Origin of the sequence: Cupriavidus phytohabitans, assembly GCF_017815025.1 — a bacterium.
GTDB lineage: Bacteria > Pseudomonadota > Gammaproteobacteria > Burkholderiales > Burkholderiaceae > Cupriavidus.
In genome coordinates this window covers 81,969-99,831 of sequence record NZ_JAGIQB010000025.1, presented here as the reverse complement: position 1 = coordinate 99,831, position 17,863 = coordinate 81,969, and the positions used below count along the sequence as shown (strand labels likewise).

The 17,863-nt window shown below is 66.5% G+C and carries 20 protein-coding genes; 4 read left to right on the top strand and 16 right to left on the bottom strand.

Features of this window, described 5'->3' with window-relative positions; all coding sequences use genetic code 11:
• The 3 genes from J8I34_RS18560 to J8I34_RS18550 all read right to left on the bottom strand — a co-directional run.
• The coding region (locus J8I34_RS18560) for an acyl-CoA dehydrogenase family protein (RefSeq protein ID WP_209806659.1) at nt 1-236 on the bottom strand (236 nt) is incomplete at its 3' end.
• 36 nt (nt 237-272) lie between these two features.
• On the bottom strand, nt 273-749 hold the full coding sequence (locus J8I34_RS18555) for a PaaI family thioesterase (protein WP_029047746.1): 477 nt from the start codon (nt 747-749) through the stop codon (nt 273-275).
• Nucleotides 750-854: 105 nt separating this feature from the next.
• On the bottom strand, nt 855-1,319 hold the full coding sequence (locus J8I34_RS18550; RefSeq protein ID WP_209806658.1) for a MerR family transcriptional regulator: 465 nt from the start codon (nt 1,317-1,319) through the stop codon (nt 855-857).
• A gap of 221 nt (nt 1,320-1,540) precedes the next feature.
• Here J8I34_RS18550 and J8I34_RS18545 point away from each other — a divergent pair, with 221 nt between their 5' ends.
• The gene (locus J8I34_RS18545; protein ID WP_029047748.1) at nt 1,541-2,617 is read left to right on the top strand and encodes an MBL fold metallo-hydrolase; all 1,077 of its coding nucleotides are present in this window, start codon (nt 1,541-1,543) and stop codon (nt 2,615-2,617) included.
• Between the two features lie 22 nt (nt 2,618-2,639).
• On the opposite strand, the gene J8I34_RS18540 is transcribed toward J8I34_RS18545, so the two are convergent.
• The 5 genes from J8I34_RS18540 to argS all read right to left on the bottom strand — a co-directional run bounded on the left by J8I34_RS18540 (nt 2,640) and on the right by argS (nt 7,807).
• Nucleotides 2,640-3,473, bottom strand: coding sequence for a helical backbone metal receptor (locus tag J8I34_RS18540; protein WP_209775885.1), 834 nt, complete (start codon nt 3,471-3,473; stop codon nt 2,640-2,642).
• A gap of 2 nt (nt 3,474-3,475) precedes the next feature.
• Nucleotides 3,476-4,279: an SDR family oxidoreductase gene (locus J8I34_RS18535; RefSeq protein ID WP_029047750.1), complete on the bottom strand. Its 804-nt coding sequence runs from the start codon at nt 4,277-4,279 to the stop codon at nt 3,476-3,478.
• A gap of 93 nt (nt 4,280-4,372) precedes the next feature.
• The gene (locus J8I34_RS18530) at nt 4,373-5,008 is read right to left on the bottom strand and encodes a thiol:disulfide interchange protein DsbA/DsbL (RefSeq protein WP_029047751.1); all 636 of its coding nucleotides are present in this window, start codon (nt 5,006-5,008) and stop codon (nt 4,373-4,375) included.
• A 155-nt stretch (nt 5,009-5,163) separates the two neighbouring features.
• Entirely contained in the window at nt 5,164-5,919 is a 756-nt protein-coding gene (locus J8I34_RS18525) for an SPOR domain-containing protein (RefSeq protein WP_209775886.1), read from the bottom strand.
• Between the two features lie 100 nt (nt 5,920-6,019).
• Nucleotides 6,020-7,807 (bottom strand): arginine--tRNA ligase, encoded by a 1,788-nt coding sequence (argS, locus tag J8I34_RS18520; protein WP_209775887.1) that lies wholly within the window; start codon nt 7,805-7,807, stop codon nt 6,020-6,022.
• Nucleotides 7,808-8,073: 266 nt separating this feature from the next.
• On the opposite strand from argS, the gene J8I34_RS18515 reads away from it, so the two are divergent.
• Nucleotides 8,074-8,397 carry a DUF1840 domain-containing protein gene (locus J8I34_RS18515; protein ID WP_209775888.1) on the top strand — a complete coding sequence of 108 codons (324 nt, stop codon included), beginning with the start codon at nt 8,074-8,076 and terminating at the stop codon, nt 8,395-8,397.
• A gap of 137 nt (nt 8,398-8,534) precedes the next feature.
• On the opposite strand, the gene J8I34_RS18510 is transcribed toward J8I34_RS18515, so the two are convergent.
• Complete coding sequence (locus tag J8I34_RS18510; RefSeq protein ID WP_029047755.1) at nt 8,535-8,960, bottom strand: DUF883 family protein; 426 nt, start codon at nt 8,958-8,960, stop codon at nt 8,535-8,537.
• A gap of 49 nt (nt 8,961-9,009) precedes the next feature.
• Nucleotides 9,010-9,174 carry a DUF1328 domain-containing protein gene (locus J8I34_RS18505; protein ID WP_029047756.1) on the bottom strand — a complete coding sequence of 55 codons (165 nt, stop codon included), beginning with the start codon at nt 9,172-9,174 and terminating at the stop codon, nt 9,010-9,012.
• Nucleotides 9,175-9,457: 283 nt separating this feature from the next.
• On the opposite strand from J8I34_RS18505, the gene J8I34_RS18500 reads away from it, so the two are divergent.
• Entirely contained in the window at nt 9,458-10,861 is a 1,404-nt protein-coding gene (locus J8I34_RS18500; RefSeq protein WP_209775889.1) for a sensor histidine kinase, read from the top strand.
• A 43-nt stretch (nt 10,862-10,904) separates the two neighbouring features.
• Here J8I34_RS18500 and J8I34_RS18495 read toward each other — a convergent pair whose 3' ends face one another.
• The 5 genes from J8I34_RS18495 to J8I34_RS18475 form a co-directional block, all read right to left on the bottom strand.
• A complete protein-coding gene (locus tag J8I34_RS18495; RefSeq protein ID WP_209775890.1) occupies nt 10,905-11,312 on the bottom strand; it encodes a response regulator in 408 nt (135 codons plus the stop codon).
• A gap of 67 nt (nt 11,313-11,379) precedes the next feature.
• Nucleotides 11,380-12,012 (bottom strand): response regulator, encoded by a 633-nt coding sequence (locus J8I34_RS18490; RefSeq protein WP_029047759.1) that lies wholly within the window; start codon nt 12,010-12,012, stop codon nt 11,380-11,382.
• Between the two features lie 297 nt (nt 12,013-12,309).
• A complete protein-coding gene (locus J8I34_RS18485; protein WP_029047760.1) occupies nt 12,310-12,753 on the bottom strand; it encodes a hypothetical protein in 444 nt (147 codons plus the stop codon).
• Nucleotides 12,754-13,018: 265 nt separating this feature from the next.
• Nucleotides 13,019-15,766, bottom strand: coding sequence for a methionine synthase (metH, locus tag J8I34_RS18480; protein ID WP_209775891.1), 2,748 nt, complete (start codon nt 15,764-15,766; stop codon nt 13,019-13,021).
• 16 nt (nt 15,767-15,782) lie between these two features.
• Nucleotides 15,783-16,844, bottom strand: a complete 1,062-nt coding sequence (locus J8I34_RS18475) for a homocysteine S-methyltransferase family protein (protein ID WP_209775892.1) — start codon at nt 16,842-16,844, stop codon at nt 15,783-15,785.
• 221 nt (nt 16,845-17,065) lie between these two features.
• Between J8I34_RS18475 and J8I34_RS18470 the strand changes: the two genes are divergently transcribed.
• Nucleotides 17,066-17,458: a rhodanese-like domain-containing protein gene (locus J8I34_RS18470; RefSeq protein WP_209806657.1), complete on the top strand. Its 393-nt coding sequence runs from the start codon at nt 17,066-17,068 to the stop codon at nt 17,456-17,458.
• A 97-nt stretch (nt 17,459-17,555) separates the two neighbouring features.
• On the opposite strand, the gene J8I34_RS18465 is transcribed toward J8I34_RS18470, so the two are convergent.
• Nucleotides 17,556-17,813 carry a BTH_I0359 family protein gene (locus J8I34_RS18465; RefSeq protein ID WP_012351433.1) on the bottom strand — a complete coding sequence of 86 codons (258 nt, stop codon included), beginning with the start codon at nt 17,811-17,813 and terminating at the stop codon, nt 17,556-17,558.
• Nucleotides 17,814-17,863 lie beyond the last annotated feature (50 nt).

Genomic DNA, 17,863 nt, shown 5'->3' with positions numbered 1-17,863 from the left:
ATCGCGATCATGTGCGCCAGGTAGCCCATGTTGGCGCCGCCGTATTCCTCGGCCACGGTGATGCCGAGCACGCCGAGATCGCCCATCTTCTTCCAGGCGTCCATCGGGAACTGGTCGGTGCGGTCGATCTCGCCGGCGCGCGGGGCCAGTTCGGCCTGGGCCCACGTGCGCACGGAATCGCGCAGCATCTCGATGTCTTCGCCCAGATCGAATTTCAGGCCTGGCAGTTCGGTCATGTCGGTCTCCTGTTGGATTCGGTATGTATGAGTGCTTCAGACGTGGTCCAGGGTCTTGACCACGCACAGCGTCATCAGCATGGTGGCCACCTGCTTGCGGCGGCCCTGCTGCTCGACGTACACCTCGCCCTGCGCCACGATCAGCGTGCGCCCGGGCTTCAGCACCCGCCCCACCGCGACCAGGCGTTCGCCTTGCGCGGGGGATAGCAGGTTGATCTTGTATTCGGCGGTCAGCCCCGCCTCGCCCTCGCCCACCATCGACAGCGCGGCATAGCCGCAGGCGCTGTCGGCCAGCGCGCCGACCGCGCCGCCGTGGAAGAAGCCGTGCTGCTGGGTCACGCCTTCGGACCACGGCATCGCGATTTCGACCTCTCCGCGCGCCACCCGCTGCAGCGAGGCGCCGAAGCTGGTCATCAGACCCTGGCGCGAGAAACTGGTGGCGATGGCATCGGCGCGCGCGGCGGACAGCGCCTCGGGTTCGGCGGGTACGGCACTGGCGTTGGCAGACGTCATGGCAGGGATCCAGCGTGAATGCGGCGGTGAAGGCGTTGGAGTATTCTATTTACGTTTACGTAAACGTCAATCCGAATCGGCACGAAAGCCGTGCCGGGTGATGTATCAGGCCGATCGTTTCCGGACCGGCGCATCTCCGCCCTCCGTGGCCGCGGGCTTGCCGCCAGTCTGGGCGGCCAGCAAGTCCTGGCAATGGCGCTCATGCTGGTCGATCTCGGCAAGTTGCGCCTGCAGATCTTCCATCTGCCGCTCGAGCGCGCCGCGGTGGGCGGCAAGCGCGTGCAGGAAGCGTTCGAGCTGCGGTGCGGTGTCGCGCGGCGACTCGTAAAGGTCCAGGATCTCGCGGATCTCATTGAGAGTGAGCCCTAACCGCTTGCCGCGCAGCGTCAGCTTCAGCCGGGTCCGCTCGCGGCTGTTATAGACCCGCTTGCGGCCGCCCGGGCCTTCGCGCTCAGGGGCCAGCAGGCCCTGGTCTTCATAGAAGCGGATGGCGCGGGGCGTGACATCGAACTCGCGGGCGAGGTCGGTGATGGTGTACGTTGCGGAGGCGGGAGATTGCGTGACTGCCATGGGTGCGCCCAGTAAAGTGAACGGTCGTTCGTTGCGAAGTCAAGTTTTCGCTTAAGATGGAGACGAACCGTCAGAGTTGACGTTTACGTTAGCGTCAACACCGGCGACTGGCAACTGGCGCGAACCGGCGGATTGCCCCCTGCGCGCCTGGCATCGAGAAAGCCCGCCTGCCCCCGGCCGGATCACCGGCGCGGCACTAGGCTTCGAACAAGAGACTCCTCATGAATGCACTCGAACACCAGCTCCAATACCCGTTCGGCGACACCATGCCCGAGCCCGGCAGCAAGCAGGAAGTTGCCCCCGGCGTCTACTGGCTGCGCATGCCGCTGCCGTTCGCGCTCGACCATATCAACCTGTGGCTGCTGCGCGACCGCCTGGACGGGCGCGACGGCTGGACCATCATCGACTGCGGCATCACCAACGACACCATCAAGGCGCATTGGGAGACCATCTTCGCCAACGAGCTGGAAGGGCTGCCGGTGGTGCGCGTGCTGGTGACGCACAGCCATCCCGACCACGTCGGCCTGGCGCACTGGCTGTGCAAGCGCTTCGACGTGCGGCTGTGGATGAGCCTGGGCGACTACATGAGCGCGCGCGTGATGGGCACCGGCACCGGTGCCGGCTCCAGCGCGGGCGGCGACGCGGCCGCCGCGCACTTTGCGCGGCATGGCCTGACCGATCCCGACAGCCAGGAAAAGCTGCGTGCGCGCAAGACCTACTACCCGTCGCTGGTTCCTGACCTGCCGGCCCAGTACCGCCGCCTGATGGATGGCGACACTGTCCGGATCGGCACCGACGCGGCCACCTCGGGCTGGCGCGTGATCACCGGATTCGGCCATTCGCCCGAGCACGTGGCGCTGTACAACGAAGCGACCAATGTGCTGGTGTCCGGCGACATGGTGCTGCCGCGCATCTCGACCAATGTCAGCGTGTTCGACATGGAGCCCGAAGGCAACTCGCTGCAGCTCTACCTGGATTCGCTCACCCGCTACGAGCCGCTGCCGCAGGACGTGCTGATCCTGCCCTCGCACGGCCGCCCGTTCCGCAACCTGCATACCCGCATCATGCAGCTGCGCGAGCACCACGCCGACCGTCTCGCCGAAACGCTGGAGGCCTGCCGCGAGAAGCCGTGCTGCGCGCACGATATCGTCAGCGTGATCTTCAAGCGCCAGTTCGACATCCACCAGATGACCTTTGCCATGGGCGAGTCGCTGGCGCACCTGCACTGCCTGTGGCACCGCGGCGAGCTGCTGCGGCAGCTGGATGACGACGGCGTGTACCGCTTCCGGGCGGCCTGATATTGCCGACTGGAAACGCCGGCTAGTTGCCGGCCGCCAGCGCCGCCAGGTAGCGCACGCCATCCACCGCGCGGCTGCCGTACCACGACAGCATCTCGCCGTCGACCAGCAGCACCGGCTTGCCGAGCTGGCGCTCGAGCGCATCGGCGTGGTCTTCAGTGAAGCGATAGGGCTCGGTCGACAGCAGCACCAGGTCTAGCTCGCGCACCAGCGCATCGCTCCAGCGGAACGTGGGGTAGCGCTCTCCCGGTGCATTGGGGCGGCTGCAGTCGCCGCCTCCGCAGGCCTGCATGGCATCCTTGCCATCCGGCCACGTCTGCCAGTTGGCCAGCGCCAGCATGCGGCTGATATAGGTGTCGCGCGACACCGTCATCCACGGATCCTGCCAGATCGCGTAGAGCACGCGGCGCGCCGGCCAGGAACGTGCGCGGATGGCGTCCAGCTCGGCCTGCAAGGCCGCGCACAGCGATTCGGCCTCGGCACGGCGGCCAAAAATGCCCCCAAGCAACCGGTACAGCGGCACATTGTCTTCCGGCGCGCACGGATGCGTGACGATCACGTTGGGCACGAAGGCGCGGATCTCGTCGACGGTCTCGCGCCGGTTTTCGTCGATATTGACCACCACGTGCGTGGGCGCCAGCTCGCGCAGCCGCGCCACCCTGACGTCCTTGGTGCCGCCGACCTTGGGCACCGCGCGCACGGCCCGTTCCGGGTGGATGCAGAAGCCGGTGCGCGCCACCATCTGCGGCGCCAGCCCGAGCGCGAACAGCAGTTCGGTCACCGACGGCACCAGCGAGGCGATGCGCACCTCGCCGCTTGCCGCGGCGTGCTGCTGGCCAATGGCATCCGTCCACATGGTCAGGGCTCCCTGCTTTCCCCGCGCCGCGGCTTGCGCGGCGCGCCGGTCGCCAGCATGTCGTACAGCCAGCGCGGCATCACGTGCATCAGCCCAGCCACCACGCCCATCTGCCACGGAATCACGCGGAAGCGCCGGCCGGCGGCGATCACGCGCGCGGCCTTGCGCGCGAACACGTCGGCATCGGTCAGGAATGGCATCCGGTACGGGTTCTTCGCGGTCATCGGCGTGCGGATATAGCCGGGCGCGATCGTGACCACGCGGATGCCATTCGGGCGCTGCTCCAGCCGCAGGCTCTCCAGCAGCTTGATCACCGCTGACTTCGACGCGCTGTACGCACCGGCACCCGGCAGCCCGCGCACGCCGGCGACGCTGGCAATGCCGACCAGCGTGCCGCGCCGGCCGCCGGGGCCGGGTTCGCGCTGCTGCATCGCGTGCAGGAAAGGCTGGAACGTGGTCAGCACGCCGAACCAGTTGGTGTCCATCACCTGACGGAACGCATCCAGGTCCTCGCGTTCGCTGGCGACGGTGCCGACCGAGACGCCGGCATTGGCGATCACCACGTCCGGACAGCCGAAATGCCCGAGAAAGTCTTCCGCCGCCCTCGCCATCGCGTCGGCATCGCGCACATCGGCGCCGTAGATGCGCGCCGCACCCGGATTGGGCAGCGTCGCCACGAATTCGCGCAACGCATCTTCGCGCCGGGCTACCAAGCCGAGGATGGCGCCCTGCGACGCGTATTCGCGCGCCAGCGCCTGGCCGAGTCCGCTGGAGGCGCCGGTGAGGAAGACTTTAAGGGGACGCATGGAAGGATGCAGGCTGTCCGAAATGAAAAACGGCTGGTACAGGATACCAGCCGTTTGGCTAACCACCGGCCTGTGCAAGGCCGCCAGTCTTATTTACATCTTCTTCGCCTTCACCTGCTCCACCAGGTAATCCATGGCCTGGATCGCGCCCTGTTTGTTGCCGGTGATCGACGGCGAGGTCACGTACTTGCCCTGCACCACCACGGTCGGCACGCCGTCGATCTTGTAGGCATCGGCGATCTTGTTGGCGCGCTGCGCGTTGGTGGTCACCGTGAACGAGTTATACGCGTCCAGGAAGGCCTTGCGGTCGACGCCGTTCTTGGCCATGAAGTCCGCGATCTCGTTGCTGTCGAGCAGGCGCTTGCGCTCGACGTGGATGGCGTTGAAGACCTTCATGTTCATGGCGTCGAGCTTGCCGATGGCTTCGAGCGCATAGAAGATCTTGGTGTGCGGCAGCAGGTCGTCGCGGAAGGCGACCGGCACGCGCTTGAACACGACGTTGCTGCCCTGCTTCTTGACCCACGCCTCAAGGTCGGGCTCGAAGTCGAAGCAGTGCGGGCAGCCGTACCAGAAGAACTCGGTGACCTCGATCTTGCCCGGCGTGACCGGCTGCGGCGCCTTCAGGACCTGGTATTCCTTGCCCTCGGTGGGCGCGGCCTGGGACGGCGCGGACATCAGCAGGCCGCCCACGGCGGCGAACATGGCGAACAGTGCGGCGAGTTTCTTCATCTTGTGCGGCCTTGCGGTTGGGTCGATGAGCGTATGACCGCGGCGGCGGCGTCCGGTTCAGCCCGGGCGCCGGCCGCGTTGGTGACAAGGGTGTTGCGTTGGTTACGGCGTATTTATCGCTGTTTTCGTGGCGCTTTCGTGGCAAATACGCCAGCTTACTGCTTGGTGAAGCGGATCACGGACGCCTCGAAGCCCTGCGATTGCAGCCGCTCGCGCGTCTTGTTCATGTCTTCGATGCGGTTGTACGGGCCCATGCGCACGCGGTACATCTTGACGCCGTTGACGTCGCGCTCGGTGATCCGGGCCTCGAAGCCCTGCATCGCCAGGTTGGCCTTCTGGCGGTCGGCGTCGTCGGCCGAGCGGAACGCGCCCACCTGCAGCAGGTAGCCCACCTTGTTGGCGTCGGCCTGTGCGATCTCGGCAATCGGGTCGGACACAGGCTTCTCGGCCGGCCTGGTGGCGACGGGCTTGTCGGCGGGCTTTTCAACCGGTTTTTCAACCGGCTTTTCAACGGGCTTCTCCGCCGGGCGGGTGGCCGCCACCGGAGGCTGGCCATTCTGGTGCCCGTTCTGCTGGCTCGGCTGGGTGCTGGGCTTGGGCTCCGGCTCGGCGGCCTGGCCCACCGGCTTGGCCGGCGTCTTGCTCCACAGCGGCTTGTTCGGGTCGGTCGGGCCCTGGCCCTCGTCGGCGCGCTGCGCCGGCGGCGGCAGCTGGCTGGCGACATTGCCCGGCTCGCTCGGCCGCGGCGCGCTCTTCTGCTGGAACGGCGTCGGCGACTTGGTGATGTACAGGGCCACCACCACGGCGATGGCCAGCCCGACGATCAGCCCGAGCACAAGGCCCAGGAACGTCCCGCCGCGCTGCTGGCTGCGGCGGGCCTTGCGCGCATCGCGCTTGCGTTGCTGTTGCATGAAGTCCTCTTAGGTGATGCCGGGATTATAGGGCCACCGCCGGGCAGCCCTGTGCGCCCTTCTTTGCGCCCTTCGTTGCGTCCTTCCTTGCGCGCGTCGATTACATGCGGCGCGGCGCCGAGACGCCGATCACCGCCAGGCCGTTGCGCAGCACCTGGCGCGTCGCGGCCAGCAGCGCCAGCCGGGCGCGCTTGACCGCCTCGTCGTCGACCAGCACGCGGTCGGCATTGTAGAAGGCGTGGAAATCGCCGGCCAGGTCGCGCAGGTAGAAGGCGACCGCATGCGGCGCGAGCTCGGAGGCAGCGGCCGACAGCATGTCCGGGAACTCGGCCAGGCGGCGGCCCAGCGCCTGTGCCTGGGCGCTGGCCTCGGGGCCGGTCACGGCCGACAGGTCGGCGCCGGCCAGCTCGGCCAGGCGGCTTTCCCATTCGGCGCCGCCCCACGACTCGAAGATCGAGCAGATGCGGGCATGGGCGTACTGCACGTAGTACACCGGGTTCTCGTCGTTCTGCTTGAGCGCCAGGTCGACGTCGAACACGAATTCGGTATCGGCCTTGCGCGACAGCAGGAAGAAGCGCACCGCGTCGCGACCGCGGGTGAAGTGCTCCGGCCAGTCGGCCACGCCCTGCTCCAGGCAACCGCGAATGCTTTCATCACCGCCGTTGGACCATTCGATCAGGTCGCGCACCGTGACGTACGAGCCGGCGCGCTTGGAGATCTTGACCTCCTCGCCGTTCTTCATCACGGTGACCATCTTGTGCAGCACGTAGTCGGGATAGCCCTTGGGAATCCCCATGTCCAGGCCCTGCAGGCCGGCGCGCACGCGCGCGATGGTGCCGTGGTGGTCGCTGCCCTGCACGTTGATGACCTTGCTGAAGCCGCGTTCCCACTTGGTGGTGTGGTAGGCCACGTCCGGCACGAAATACGTGTAGGTGCCGTCGGTCTTCTTCATGACGCGGTCCTTGTCGTCGCCGTCGTCGGTGGTGCGCAGCCACAGCGCGCCTTCGCTCTCGTAGGTCTTGCCCTTGGCCACCAGCGACTGCACCGCGGCTTCCACGCGGCCGTCGCTGTACAGCGACGACTCCAGGTAGTAGCGGTCGAACTTGACGCCGAAGGCCTGCAGGTCGATGTCCTGCTCGTTGCGCAGGTAGGTCACGGCGAACTTGCGGATCGAGTCGATATCCTCGACATTGCCCGACGCGGTCACCGGCTCGCCGTCCGAGGCGCTGACGGTCTTGCCGGCGAGGAAGTCGGCGGCGATGTCGGCGATGTAGTCGCCGTTGTAGGCCGACTCGGGCCAGTTGGCGTCGCCCGGCTTCAGGCCGCGCGCGCGCGCCTGCACTGACAGCGCCAGGGTCTGGATCTGCACGCCGGCGTCGTTGTAGTAGAACTCGCGGTGGACATGGAAGCCCTGCCACGACAGCAGGTTGGCGAGGGCATCGCCCAGCGCGGCCTGGCGGCCGTGGCCCACGTGCAGCGGGCCGGTCGGGTTGGCCGAAACGAACTCCACCAGCACCTGGCCGTGCACGCCGCGCTCGCGCGCGCCGTAGTGGTCGCCCTCGGCAAGCACCGCGCGCAGCACGTCGGCCTTGGCGGCCGCGCTCAGGCGCAGGTTGATAAAGCCGGGGCCAGCGATCTCCATGGCCTCGACCAGGCCCTGCGCGCGCGCATCGGCCTGCACCGCGGCGACGATGCGCTGCGCCAGCTCACGTGGATTGCTCTTGAGCGCGCGCGCGACCTGCATGGCGACATTGCAGGCAAGGTCGCCATGGGCGGCCGCCTTGGGCCGCTCGAAAGTGACGGCGGGCAGGGAGGCATCGGCCGGGGCGAGCGCACGCACGGCATCGGTGAACGCAGCGGCAAGATTGGAGGTCTGAACAGGCAGCATGGATGTCGGAAGCCCTGTGGGCAAGTATTCAGGCGTCGCGTTCAGCCGGCTCGTCCGAGCGGCTTGAACGCGACACCAACGCCCTGATGCGGCATGTGACGGCAAAGGTACGCCGAGCCGCATAACAGGCATTGGAATCGGGAACGCGGAATTTTATCAGGTGCTATGCTGACATCATGCGCGAAGATGGCCCCGGGCCACAATCCATGCGGCGACCCGCCCCCGGGAACGCCGTTCCCCGCACGTCCGGAAAAGGAAACCACACCATGCTGATCACCTTCAAATCCCACGCTGCGCAAGACCTGATCATGATGAAGGATCTGGCCATCACGCTGCTGGGCATCATCGGCAAGCATCTCGGGGAACGAGGGGTGATCACCGTCGAAGAACTGCCACGCGCGATCCAGAAGCTGGAAGCGGCGGTGGCCGATGCCCGCCGCGACCATCCGGCCAACTCGGCGGTCGAGGAAGGGACCGCCGCCGCCGAGGACGAGGAAGAGCCGCTGCACCTGGGACAGCGCGCCTATCCCTTCCTGGACATGCTGCGCGCCTCGCAGCGGGAAGGGACCAACGTCTTGTGGGGCGTGTAGCCCGGCGGCAAGGCAGGCCGCGGGCGCACAAAAAAACGCCCGGCACCGCGTCGGGTTGCCGGGCTTCCGGACGAGGGCGCCGGAAAGGGGGGAATGCTTTTTTCGGCCCCGCCGCGCGGGGACCGGTGCCGCCAGGCCTACTCCTCTTCGTGGTGGCGGCCGTTGGCCAGCAGCAGGCCGAGCAGCGCACCGATGGCGGCGGCAATCGCTACTGCCTTGAGCGGCGATTCGACGACCCGCTGGCGCGAATGTTCGACCGCGCCATCCATCCGTTCGCGGGCGCGCATCATGCCATCGGTGGTCTGGTCGCGCAGCCGGTGCGCCATCTCGCTGGCACGGTCGCGCAGCCGCTGGCCGGCACGCAGGCTTTCGGCCGAGCCTTCCCGCGCCAGCACTTCGATGGTGTGCTCCAGCTGGGCGATCAGCGCCTTGACTTCGCCGGAAACCGGCGCGGCAGCCTCGCGCGAATCGCGTGCGGCGTGCTTGATATGGCGGATGGCGCTGTCAGCACTGTCGGACAAGTGGTTCAGTTCCTTCCGGACTTTGGGGTTCTGGGTCAGCATGGGGTCTCCTCAGGTTGCGATCGATACAGGAGCCGGCGCGCGGCCGGCGCTATCTCCTGCGAACCAGGCCCATCACCGCGGCCACCAGCGCCACGACCAGGAAGATGAAGAACAGGATCTTGGCGATTTCCACGGCGCCGGCAGCGATACCGCCGAAGCCGAAGATCGCCGCGATCAGGGCGATGACGAAAAATACGAGTGCATAGTGCAGCATGCTAGGCTCCCGAAGATGGCTGACCGGGCCGGCACTGGCCCGGGGCCCAAGTGAAGACTTGCGCCACAAGGTGCAAGCTCATAGCCTCATCGTAGGAAGCCTGCCGCCGCGCCAATACCGACAGCGAGCCGATTCGACTGTCAGCCGAGTCCTACAAGAGGCAGTACGGGTGCGGCACGCCCGAAACATCAAGGTTGACCCATGTGGATCGATGTGATCCCATGGGCGCTCCCTGGCGCTGCGCGGGCAAGCGGCGCGCCCCAAACACAGGACAAATGCCCCCATGCTCAAGCAATCATTTCTTCCTCATACGCTGCTGCTCGCGGGCGGCATCGTGCTGATGCTGGCGGTTCTGGTGGCGTCGGAAACCGGCAATATCCGCCTGCGCGAGAGCTACACCGACGTGATCCGCTCGCAGCGCGTGCAGACCGAGCTGGCCGCGCTCAACGGCGAGCTGGTCAATGCGGAGGCCGGCCAGCGCGGCTTCCTGCTGACCGGCAAGGAATCCTATCTTGAGCCCTACTACAAGGGCCTGCCTCGCATTGCCGAACTGATGGCGCAGATCCGCGCGGACTACGCCAACGACCCGGAGGGGCTGAAGATGTTCGGCGACACCTCCAAGCTGATCAACAGCAAGCTCAACGAGATGGCGCTGACGCTCGTCTACGGCAAGCGCGACCTGGAAGTGGCGCTGGACCTGGTCCGCACCGACTATGGCAAGCAGACCATGGACAATGCGCGCCGCGGGCTCGACCAGCTGCAGGCGCGCGAGGCGGGCTCGGTATCGCATCGGCTGGAAGGCGCGGAGAACGATGTGCAGCTATCGCGCTATGGCATCGGCCTGCTGACCGCGATCAATATCACCTTGCTGCTCGCGGTCGGCGTGGGCCACGCCAAGCGCCTGTCCATGGCCGAGGCGGTGCGCGCGCAGCTGGAAGAGGAAAGCGCCAAGCTGGACCGCAAGGTACGCGCGCGCACGCGCCAGCTGTCGGCGCTGGCGGCCCACCTGCAGCGCGTCACCGAAGACGAGAAGACCCGGCTGGCGCGCGAGCTGCACGACGAGTTGGGTGCGATCCTGACCGCCATCAAGCTCGACCTGCACTGGGTGCGGCGCCAGATCCAGGAGGCGCATCCGCAAAGCGCCGAGCGCCTCACGCGTGTGATGCTGCACGTAGACCAGGGTATCCAGATCAAGCGCCGCCTGGTCGAGGACCTGCGCCCCACCGTGCTGCTCAACCTCGGCCTGCGCGCCGCGGTGTGCCAGCTGGTGGAGGAAGTCGGTGCGCGCAACGGCTGGCAAACGGACGTCAGCGTGCCCGAGGACCTGCCGGCGCTGAGCGACGAAGCCGCGATCGCGCTGTACCGGATCGTGCAGGAATCGCTGACCAACGCCAGCAAGTACTCCGAAGCCAAGCGCGTCGGGGTCTGCCTGGCGTGCCGCGGCGAGCTGCTGACGCTGACCGTGCGCGACGACGGCAAGGGCCTGCCGGCCGACTTCGACGCCGGCAGCACCGCCGGCCACCACGGCCTGCTGGGCATGGAACAGCGCGTCACCGCGCTGGGCGGCAGCATGCAGATCGACTCGTCGGCGCACGCGGGCGTGCGCATCCACATCGAGGTGCCGCTGACGGCATCGGTGCTGGCGCCCGCGGAACAACCGGAAGGCGAAGAGCCTGCGCGCGCTTGACGCGTGCGGTGCTTGAGTTGTACTTGAGGGTTGCCTTGCCAGATCAGGACGGCGCCGCCGCGTGTTCCTCGATCACACGGAACACCTGTTCCAGCTCGAGTGACTTGTCGAAGAAATAATCGGCGCCCGCGGCTGCGCACTGGCTTCGGTACATCTGCACCTGGGCGTGGTTGGTATAGACAATGCGCACGGTATCCGTGCCTTTGCGCTGCATTGCGCGCAGCACATTGATGCCGTTGCCCTGGCGCAGCTGCAGGTCGACGATGACGACGTCGTACTTGCCGGTGTCGAGCAGGCGCAGGGCCATGGCTTCGGTGTCGGCCCAGTCCACGTTCTCGATAAACGGGAAATCCTTCAGGTATTCGAGCAGCATGCCTCGCAGGACCGCCGAGTCTTCGATCAGCAGTATGCTCAGCGCCCGGTAGGAAGTGTTCGAAGCCTGCTCCGACATGTTCTGGTTTGCGGGCCCGGTCCGGTGCGATCCGCCCGCAGGCCGCGATGCGGCCCGCGGCGTGCCGCTACTCGACCAGGCCGTTCTTGATGGCGTAGTAAGTCAGGTCCGCGTTGGTCTTCATGCCCATTTTCTCCAGGATGCGGGAACGATAGGTACTGACGGTCTTGACGCTGAGAAACAATTCGTCGGCGATCACCGACACCGACTGCCCGCGCGAGAGCTTGCAGAAGATCTGGAACTCGCGCTCGGACAGCATCTGGTGCACCGGCTGCTCGGTCGGCTTGTCGAGCCCGCCGATCAGCAGGTCGGCCACCGTGGCGCTGACATAGCGCCGTCCCTGCGCCACCGTGCGGATGGCCTTGACGAGATCGTCGGGCGCGCTTTCCTTGGTCAGGTAGCCTGAAGCCCCGGCACGGATCAGGTTGATGGCGTACTGGTCTTCGGGGTAGGTGGACAGGATCAGCACCGGCAGGTCAGGCTTGCGCTGCCGGATCAGCTTGAGCACATCGATGCCGTTGCGGTCGGGCATCGAGATATCCAGCACCAGCACATCGAATTCGGCATCACGTAGCCGCGCCATGACTTCGTCGCCGCTGCCGGCTTCGCCAGTCACCTGGATGTCGGGCTCTTCGGAAATGAATTGTCGCAGCCCGGCACGCACAATCTCGTGATCGTCAGCGATCAGGACGCGGATCATGTGGGGCTCCACGTGGTTGAACGGACCGGCACATTGCCCGGTGCAGTCGGGTGCAGGCGGAACCGCTTGCGTTGCTGTCATTGTAGTGCCGGCCGGGCGCGCGGGCTGTCGGTGTCAGGCTGACATGACGCGCGGCCACAACGCGTAAAGCGCACATGGACGGTTCCGCGGCTCAACGGTACGAGGCATGGCGTACAAAAGCAAAGCGGGACGGCCTGGAGTCCGTCCCGCTTTGCTGCGGCGCGTCAGGCCCCGGGAATCTCAGGGCCTGCGCGCCAGTGCCGGCTGGCGGCGAGCTTACTGCACCTTGGCGCCCGCCTCGGCGCCCGCGTCGACGCTGGCATCTGCCTTGGACTTCTTGGCCGACTTGGTGGTGTGCTTGTCGTGCTTGGCCTTGCTGCCGGCTTCGGCCTTGGCATCGGCCGACTTGCTGGCACCCTTCTCGACCGCCGCGCCGGCGGTGGACAGCCCCTTGTCAGCCGCAGTGCCCGCTGCCGACATGCCCTTGTCGGTTGCCGCGCCCGCGGTCGACAGGCCCTTCTCGGCGGCGCTGGTGGCGCCGGTGGCAGCGCTACCCGCGGTGTTCAACGCACCCTGCGTGGCGGCAGAGGGCGCCGGGGCGGTCACCGATGCGCCGACGTCGGCCTTCGCGCCGGCGCCCACACCAGTACCTTGTGCCATGGCCAGCGAGGAAGCGGCGGCGATCGACAGGGCGGACAGGGAGAGCAGCAGTTTCTTCATGGACAGACTCCTTTCAGGATGCCCCGCGGCGAAACATTCGTCGCGGTGTTCACGCGCTGGTGTTTGCGTGAATCGAGCCCTCAGTCTAGGGAGCGCACCGGCCCCGGTCTGTGAGGGATTGAAAGGCTCTGTAAGGAGTTGTGAGGCGCCGGATACACCGCCGCAAGCGGGCCAGGAAGCCGTCGCGCGAGGAAATTCCCTGTGGCATCAACGGGCTGGCGGCAAGGTCGCGCGGCCGTGGCCGGCGCCCTGCCGTCGCACCCCGTTACAGGTTGGGCGCGAGCGCGCGCTCCAGCGTGGCGCGCTCTTCATGCCGGCGCGACACCATGTCGTCGAGCTGGTCCTGGCCGATCTTGCCGATGGTGAAGTAGGTCGACTCGGCATGCGCCAAGTAGAAGCCGCTGACCGACGCGGCCGGCGTCATCGCCAGCGACTCGGTGATGCCCATGCCGATCTCGGCTGCGTCGAGGAACTGGAACATCGGGCCCTTGACGGTATGCTCGGGGCAGGCGGGATAGCCGGGCGCCGGGCGGATGCCGCGGTACGACTCGGCAATCAGTTGTTCGTTGGAGAGCTGCTCGCCCGCGTCGTAGCCCCACAGGTCCTTGCGCACGCGCTCATGCAGGCATTCGGCGAAGGCTTCGGCGAGGCGGTCGGCCAGCGCCTTCAGCATGATCGCGCTGTAGTCGTCGTGGTCGGCTTCAAACTGGGCTTCCTTCTTGTCGACGCCCAGGCCCGCGGTGACGGCAAACATGCCGACATAGTCGGCGATGCCACTGTCCTTCGGCGCGACAAAATCCGCCAGGCAGCGATTGGGCCGGCGCACGCCGTCCACCACCGGGCGCTCGCTCTGCTGGCGCACGTTGTGCCAGGTGAGCGCGACCTTGCTGCGGGTCTCGTCGGTGTAGATCTCGATATCGTCGTCGTTGACGGTGTTGGCCGGCAGCAGCGCGATCACGCCATTGGCGCTCAGCCAGCGGCCCTGGATCAGGCGCGACAGCATCGCCTTGCCATCCGAGAACACCTTGCGCGCCGACTCGCCCACGATCTCGTCGTTGAGGATGTCGGGGAATTTGCCGGCGAGGTCCCAGGTCTGGAAGAACGGGCCCCAGTCGATGTAGTTGGCCAGTTCCGCCAGGTCGTAGTTACGGAACACGCGGCGGCCGATGAACTTGGGCTTGGGCGGCACGTAGCCGCTCCAGTCGATCGGCGTCTTGTTGGCGCGCGCCTGCGCCAGCGTCACCATCGGGGTCGCCTTCTTGTTGGCGTGCTGGGTGCGGATGCGGTCGTAGTCGGTCTTCAGCTCGTCCAGGTACTTCGCCGCGCCTTCATCGGACAGCAGGCTCGACGCCACGCTGACCGAGCGCGAGGCGTCCGGCACGTACACCACCGGCCCTTCGTAGTTGGGCGCGATCTTCACCGCGGTATGCACGCGCGAGGTGGTGGCTCCGCCGATCAGCAGCGGAATCTTTTTCAAGCGGAAGTAGTCGTCGCGCTGCATCTCCGACGCGACGTAGGCCATTTCTTCCAGCGACGGCGTGATCAGCCCCGACAGGCCGACGATGTCCGCGCCCTCGACCTTGGCCTTCGCCAGGATCTCGTTGCACGGCACCATCACGCCCATATTGACCACTTCGAAGTTATTGCACTGGAGCACCACCGACACGATGTTCTTGCCGATGTCGTGCACGTCGCCCTTCACGGTGGCGATCACGATCTTGCCGCGCGCGCGCACATCGCCGCCGGCCTCGGCCAGCAGGCGCTTTTCTTCCTCGATGAAGGGCAGCAGGTGCGCCACCGCCTGCTTCATCACGCGCGCGCTCTTGACCACCTGCGGCAGGAACATCTTGCCGGCGCCGAACAGGTCGCCGACGATGTTCATGCCGTCCATCAGCGGGCCCTCGATCACCTCGATCGGGCGGCCGCCGCGCGCTTCTACCTGCTGGCGGACTTCCTCGGTGTCTTCGACGATAAAGGTGGTGATGCCATGCACCAGCGCGTGCGCCAGGCGTTCGCCCACGGGCACCGGCTGCTCGGGCGTGCCGCGCCAGGCGAGGTTTTCTTCCTTCTTGGCGCCGCCACCCTTGTAGCGGTCGGCGATTTCCAGCAGGCGGTCGGTGGAGTCCTCGCGGCGGTTCAGCACCACGTCTTCCACGCGCTCGCGCAGCTCGGGATCGAGCTGGTCATACACGCCGAGCTGCCCGGCGTTGACGATGCCCATGTCCATGCCCGCGCCGATTGCGTGGTACAGGAACACAGTGTGGATTGCCTCGCGCACCACGTCGTTGCCGCGGAACGAGAACGACACGTTGGAGACGCCGCCGCTGACCTTGGCGTACGGCAGGTTCTGCTTGATCCAGCGCGTGGCTTCGATGAAGTCCACCGCGTAATTGTTGTGTTCCTCGATGCCGGTCGCGACCGCGAAGATGTTCGGGTCGAAGATGATGTCCTCGGGCGGGAAGCCGACCTCATTGACCAGGATGTCGTAGCTGCGCTTGCAGATCTCGGTCTTGCGTTCGAAGGTATCGGCCTGGCCCTTCTCGTCAAAGGCCATCACCACACTGGCCGCGCCGTAACGGCGGATCAGCTCGGCATGGTGGCGGAACTGCTCCTCGCCCTCCTTGAGCGAGATCGAGTTCACCACGGGCTTGCCCTGCACGCACTGCAGCCCGGCCTCGATCACGTCCCACTTGGACGAGTCCAGCATGATCGGCACGCGCGCGATGTCCGGCTCGGAGGCGATCAGGTTCAGGAAGCGAACCATGGCGGCCTTCGAGTCCAGCATGGCCTCGTCCATGTTGATGTCGATGATCTGCGCGCCGTTCTCGACCTGCTGGCGGGCCACTGCCAGCGCTTCGTCGAACTGGCCGTTCAGGATCATCCGCGCGAAGGCCTTGGAGCCGGTCACGTTGGTGCGCTCGCCGACGTTGACGAACAGCGTGTCGTCGTCGATGGTAAAGGGCTCGAGGCCGGACAGGCGCATCGGGCGCGGGGGCAGTTTGTTCTCGCTCATGTTCTCGGGCTCCGGCTCAGGCGGCGTCGCGGTACTGGCCGGGCCAGGTGCGGGGTTTCTTGTCGGCCACGCGCTGGGCGATGGCGGCGATGTGCTCGGGCGTGGTGCCACAGCAGCCGCCCACCAGGTTCACCAGCCCGGAGGCGGCGAACTCTTCCACCAGCGACGACGTGACCTCGGGCGTTTCATCGAAGCCCGTGTCGCTCATCGGGTTCGGCAGGCCGGCGTTCGGGTAGCACGACACCGCGGCGTCGCAGATCTTGGCCAGCTCGGCAATATAGGGCCGCATCAGCGTGGCGCCGAGGGCGCAGTTCAGGCCGAAGGTGACCGGCCGCGCATGGCGCAGGCTGTTCCAGAACGCTTCCACGGTCTGGCCCGACAGGATCCGGCCGGAGGCATCGGTCACGGTGCCCGAGATCATCACCGGCACGCGTTCGCCGGTGTCCTCGAACAGCTGGTCGATGGCGAACAGCGCGGCCTTGGCGTTGAGCGTGTCGAAGATGGTCTCGACCAGGAACACGTCGGCGCCGCCTTCGAGCAAGGCCTTGCCCTGCTCGTAGTACGACTCGCGCAGCTCCTCGAAGGTGACGTTGCGCGCGCCGGGGTCGTTCACGTCGGGCGAGATGCTGGCGGTCTTGGGCGTCGGGCCGAAGGCGCCGGCAACGAAACGCGGCTTGTCGGGCGTGCTGTACTTGTCGCAGGCGGCGCGCGCCAGGCGCGCGGCCTCGACGTTCATCTCGTACGCCAGATCGGCCATCTTGTAGTCTTCCTGCGCCACGCGGGTGGCGCCGAAGGTATTGGTCTCGATCAGGTCGGCACCGGCGGCCAGGTATTGCTCGTGGATCTCGCTGATGACCTGCGGGCGCGTCAGCAGCAGCAGTTCGTTGTTGCCCTTCACGTCCACCTTGTGTTCGGCGAAGCGCTCGCCGCGGTAGTCGGCCTCGGTCAGCTTGTAGCGCTGGATCATGGTGCCCATGGCGCCATCCAGGATCAGGATGCGTTCTTGCAGCAGCCGGGGCAGCTCGGCAGCCCGGGTGTAGGGGCGCGGCGCGGCCGCGCGGGATTCAGGGGCACTCATGGCGGGGAACTCTGGAAAGGCGGCCGGCGCGCGATCATTGGACCGGCGGCGGGCGCTGCTGTGGCCGATGCTGGCCAAAGAGGAACGATTTTATCAGGTGTATCAAGGCCTTGCGGTTGCCTGTCAGGTCGTTGGCCGCCTACACTGAGAGGCGTAACCGTCACCAATCCGGCCATTCCGCGCCCTACCTCGTCCTTCCTCGTACTTTGTCCCCGCCGACCATGCAACACCTGTCCCCATCCGACGCCCAGGCCCTGCTGGCCGATTCGCCCGAGACGCTGTTCATCGACTGCCGCAGCGAGATGGAATACCTGTTCGTGGGCCATCCGAAGGGTGCGCACAACGTCCCCTGGAACGACGGGCCGGACTGGGAAGTCAACCCGTATTTCGTGCAGATGGTGAAGAAGCTGGCCGGCCATGTCTCGGCGCGGCCGGTGTTGCTGATCTGCCGCAGCGGCAACCGCTCGACGGCGGCGGCACGGGCGCTGGAGGGCGCGGGCTTTGCCAACGTCTACAACGTGCTGCACGGGTTCGAAGGCGATCTTGACGGGCAGCGTCACCGCAATACGCTCAACGGCTGGCGCCACGAAGGGCTGCCGTGGGAGCAGTACTGAGCCAGGATGCCGGACCCGGCCGCCAAAAACAAAAACGCCCGCCAGGGCGGGCGCGATGGCGGGTTGCCGGCCATGGCCGGCAACCACGCAAAGCCGCTCAGTGCATCACCAGCGGATGCGTCATCACGTTATCGAACTTGCCGAGAAAGTCGTCCACCTCTTCCACTGACGGCTCGCTTTCGATCAGGCGCTTGACGTCGGCGCGGAAGCTTTCAGCCAGCTGCCCGCCAAGGAAAATCTCGCGCTTCAGGTTCTTGTCGACGATTTCATAGCCACCGAACTCGAGCGGCGCTTGCTCGACATCCGCACCGAACTCGACGATGCAGTAATTGTCGCTGTTGTAGATCATTTGCATGGCACACCTCCTGGGCGTCATGGTTGGGCGGCATGCCCTTTTGATTCTTG

What these genes read in the sequence shown, in the direction of transcription:
- J8I34_RS18555 (WP_029047746.1), bottom strand. Translation starts at nt 749, where the DNA reads ATGACGTCTGCCAACGCCAGTGCCGTACCCGCCGAACCCGAGGCGCTG.
- J8I34_RS18550 (WP_209806658.1), bottom strand. Translation starts at nt 1,319, where the DNA reads ATGGCAGTCACGCAATCTCCCGCCTCCGCAACGTACACCATCACCGAC.
- J8I34_RS18545 (WP_029047748.1), top strand. Translation starts at nt 1,541, where the DNA reads ATGAATGCACTCGAACACCAGCTCCAATACCCGTTCGGCGACACCATG.
- J8I34_RS18540 (WP_209775885.1), bottom strand. Translation starts at nt 3,473, where the DNA reads ATGTGGACGGATGCCATTGGCCAGCAGCACGCCGCGGCAAGCGGCGAG.
- J8I34_RS18535 (WP_029047750.1), bottom strand. Translation starts at nt 4,279, where the DNA reads ATGCGTCCCCTTAAAGTCTTCCTCACCGGCGCCTCCAGCGGACTCGGC.
- J8I34_RS18530 (WP_029047751.1), bottom strand. Translation starts at nt 5,008, where the DNA reads ATGAAGAAACTCGCCGCACTGTTCGCCATGTTCGCCGCCGTGGGCGGC.
- J8I34_RS18525 (WP_209775886.1), bottom strand. Translation starts at nt 5,919, where the DNA reads ATGCAACAGCAACGCAAGCGCGATGCGCGCAAGGCCCGCCGCAGCCAG.
- argS (WP_209775887.1), bottom strand. Translation starts at nt 7,807, where the DNA reads ATGCTGCCTGTTCAGACCTCCAATCTTGCCGCTGCGTTCACCGATGCC.
- J8I34_RS18515 (WP_209775888.1), top strand. Translation starts at nt 8,074, where the DNA reads ATGCTGATCACCTTCAAATCCCACGCTGCGCAAGACCTGATCATGATG.
- J8I34_RS18510 (WP_029047755.1), bottom strand. Translation starts at nt 8,960, where the DNA reads ATGCTGACCCAGAACCCCAAAGTCCGGAAGGAACTGAACCACTTGTCC.
- J8I34_RS18505 (WP_029047756.1), bottom strand. Translation starts at nt 9,174, where the DNA reads ATGCTGCACTATGCACTCGTATTTTTCGTCATCGCCCTGATCGCGGCG.
- J8I34_RS18500 (WP_209775889.1), top strand. Translation starts at nt 9,458, where the DNA reads ATGCTCAAGCAATCATTTCTTCCTCATACGCTGCTGCTCGCGGGCGGC.
- J8I34_RS18495 (WP_209775890.1), bottom strand. Translation starts at nt 11,312, where the DNA reads ATGTCGGAGCAGGCTTCGAACACTTCCTACCGGGCGCTGAGCATACTG.
- J8I34_RS18490 (WP_029047759.1), bottom strand. Translation starts at nt 12,012, where the DNA reads ATGATCCGCGTCCTGATCGCTGACGATCACGAGATTGTGCGTGCCGGG.
- J8I34_RS18485 (WP_029047760.1), bottom strand. Translation starts at nt 12,753, where the DNA reads ATGAAGAAACTGCTGCTCTCCCTGTCCGCCCTGTCGATCGCCGCCGCT.
- metH (WP_209775891.1), bottom strand. Translation starts at nt 15,766, where the DNA reads ATGAGCGAGAACAAACTGCCCCCGCGCCCGATGCGCCTGTCCGGCCTC.
- J8I34_RS18475 (WP_209775892.1), bottom strand. Translation starts at nt 16,844, where the DNA reads ATGAGTGCCCCTGAATCCCGCGCGGCCGCGCCGCGCCCCTACACCCGG.
- J8I34_RS18470 (WP_209806657.1), top strand. Translation starts at nt 17,066, where the DNA reads ATGCAACACCTGTCCCCATCCGACGCCCAGGCCCTGCTGGCCGATTCG.
- J8I34_RS18465 (WP_012351433.1), bottom strand. Translation starts at nt 17,813, where the DNA reads ATGCAAATGATCTACAACAGCGACAATTACTGCATCGTCGAGTTCGGT.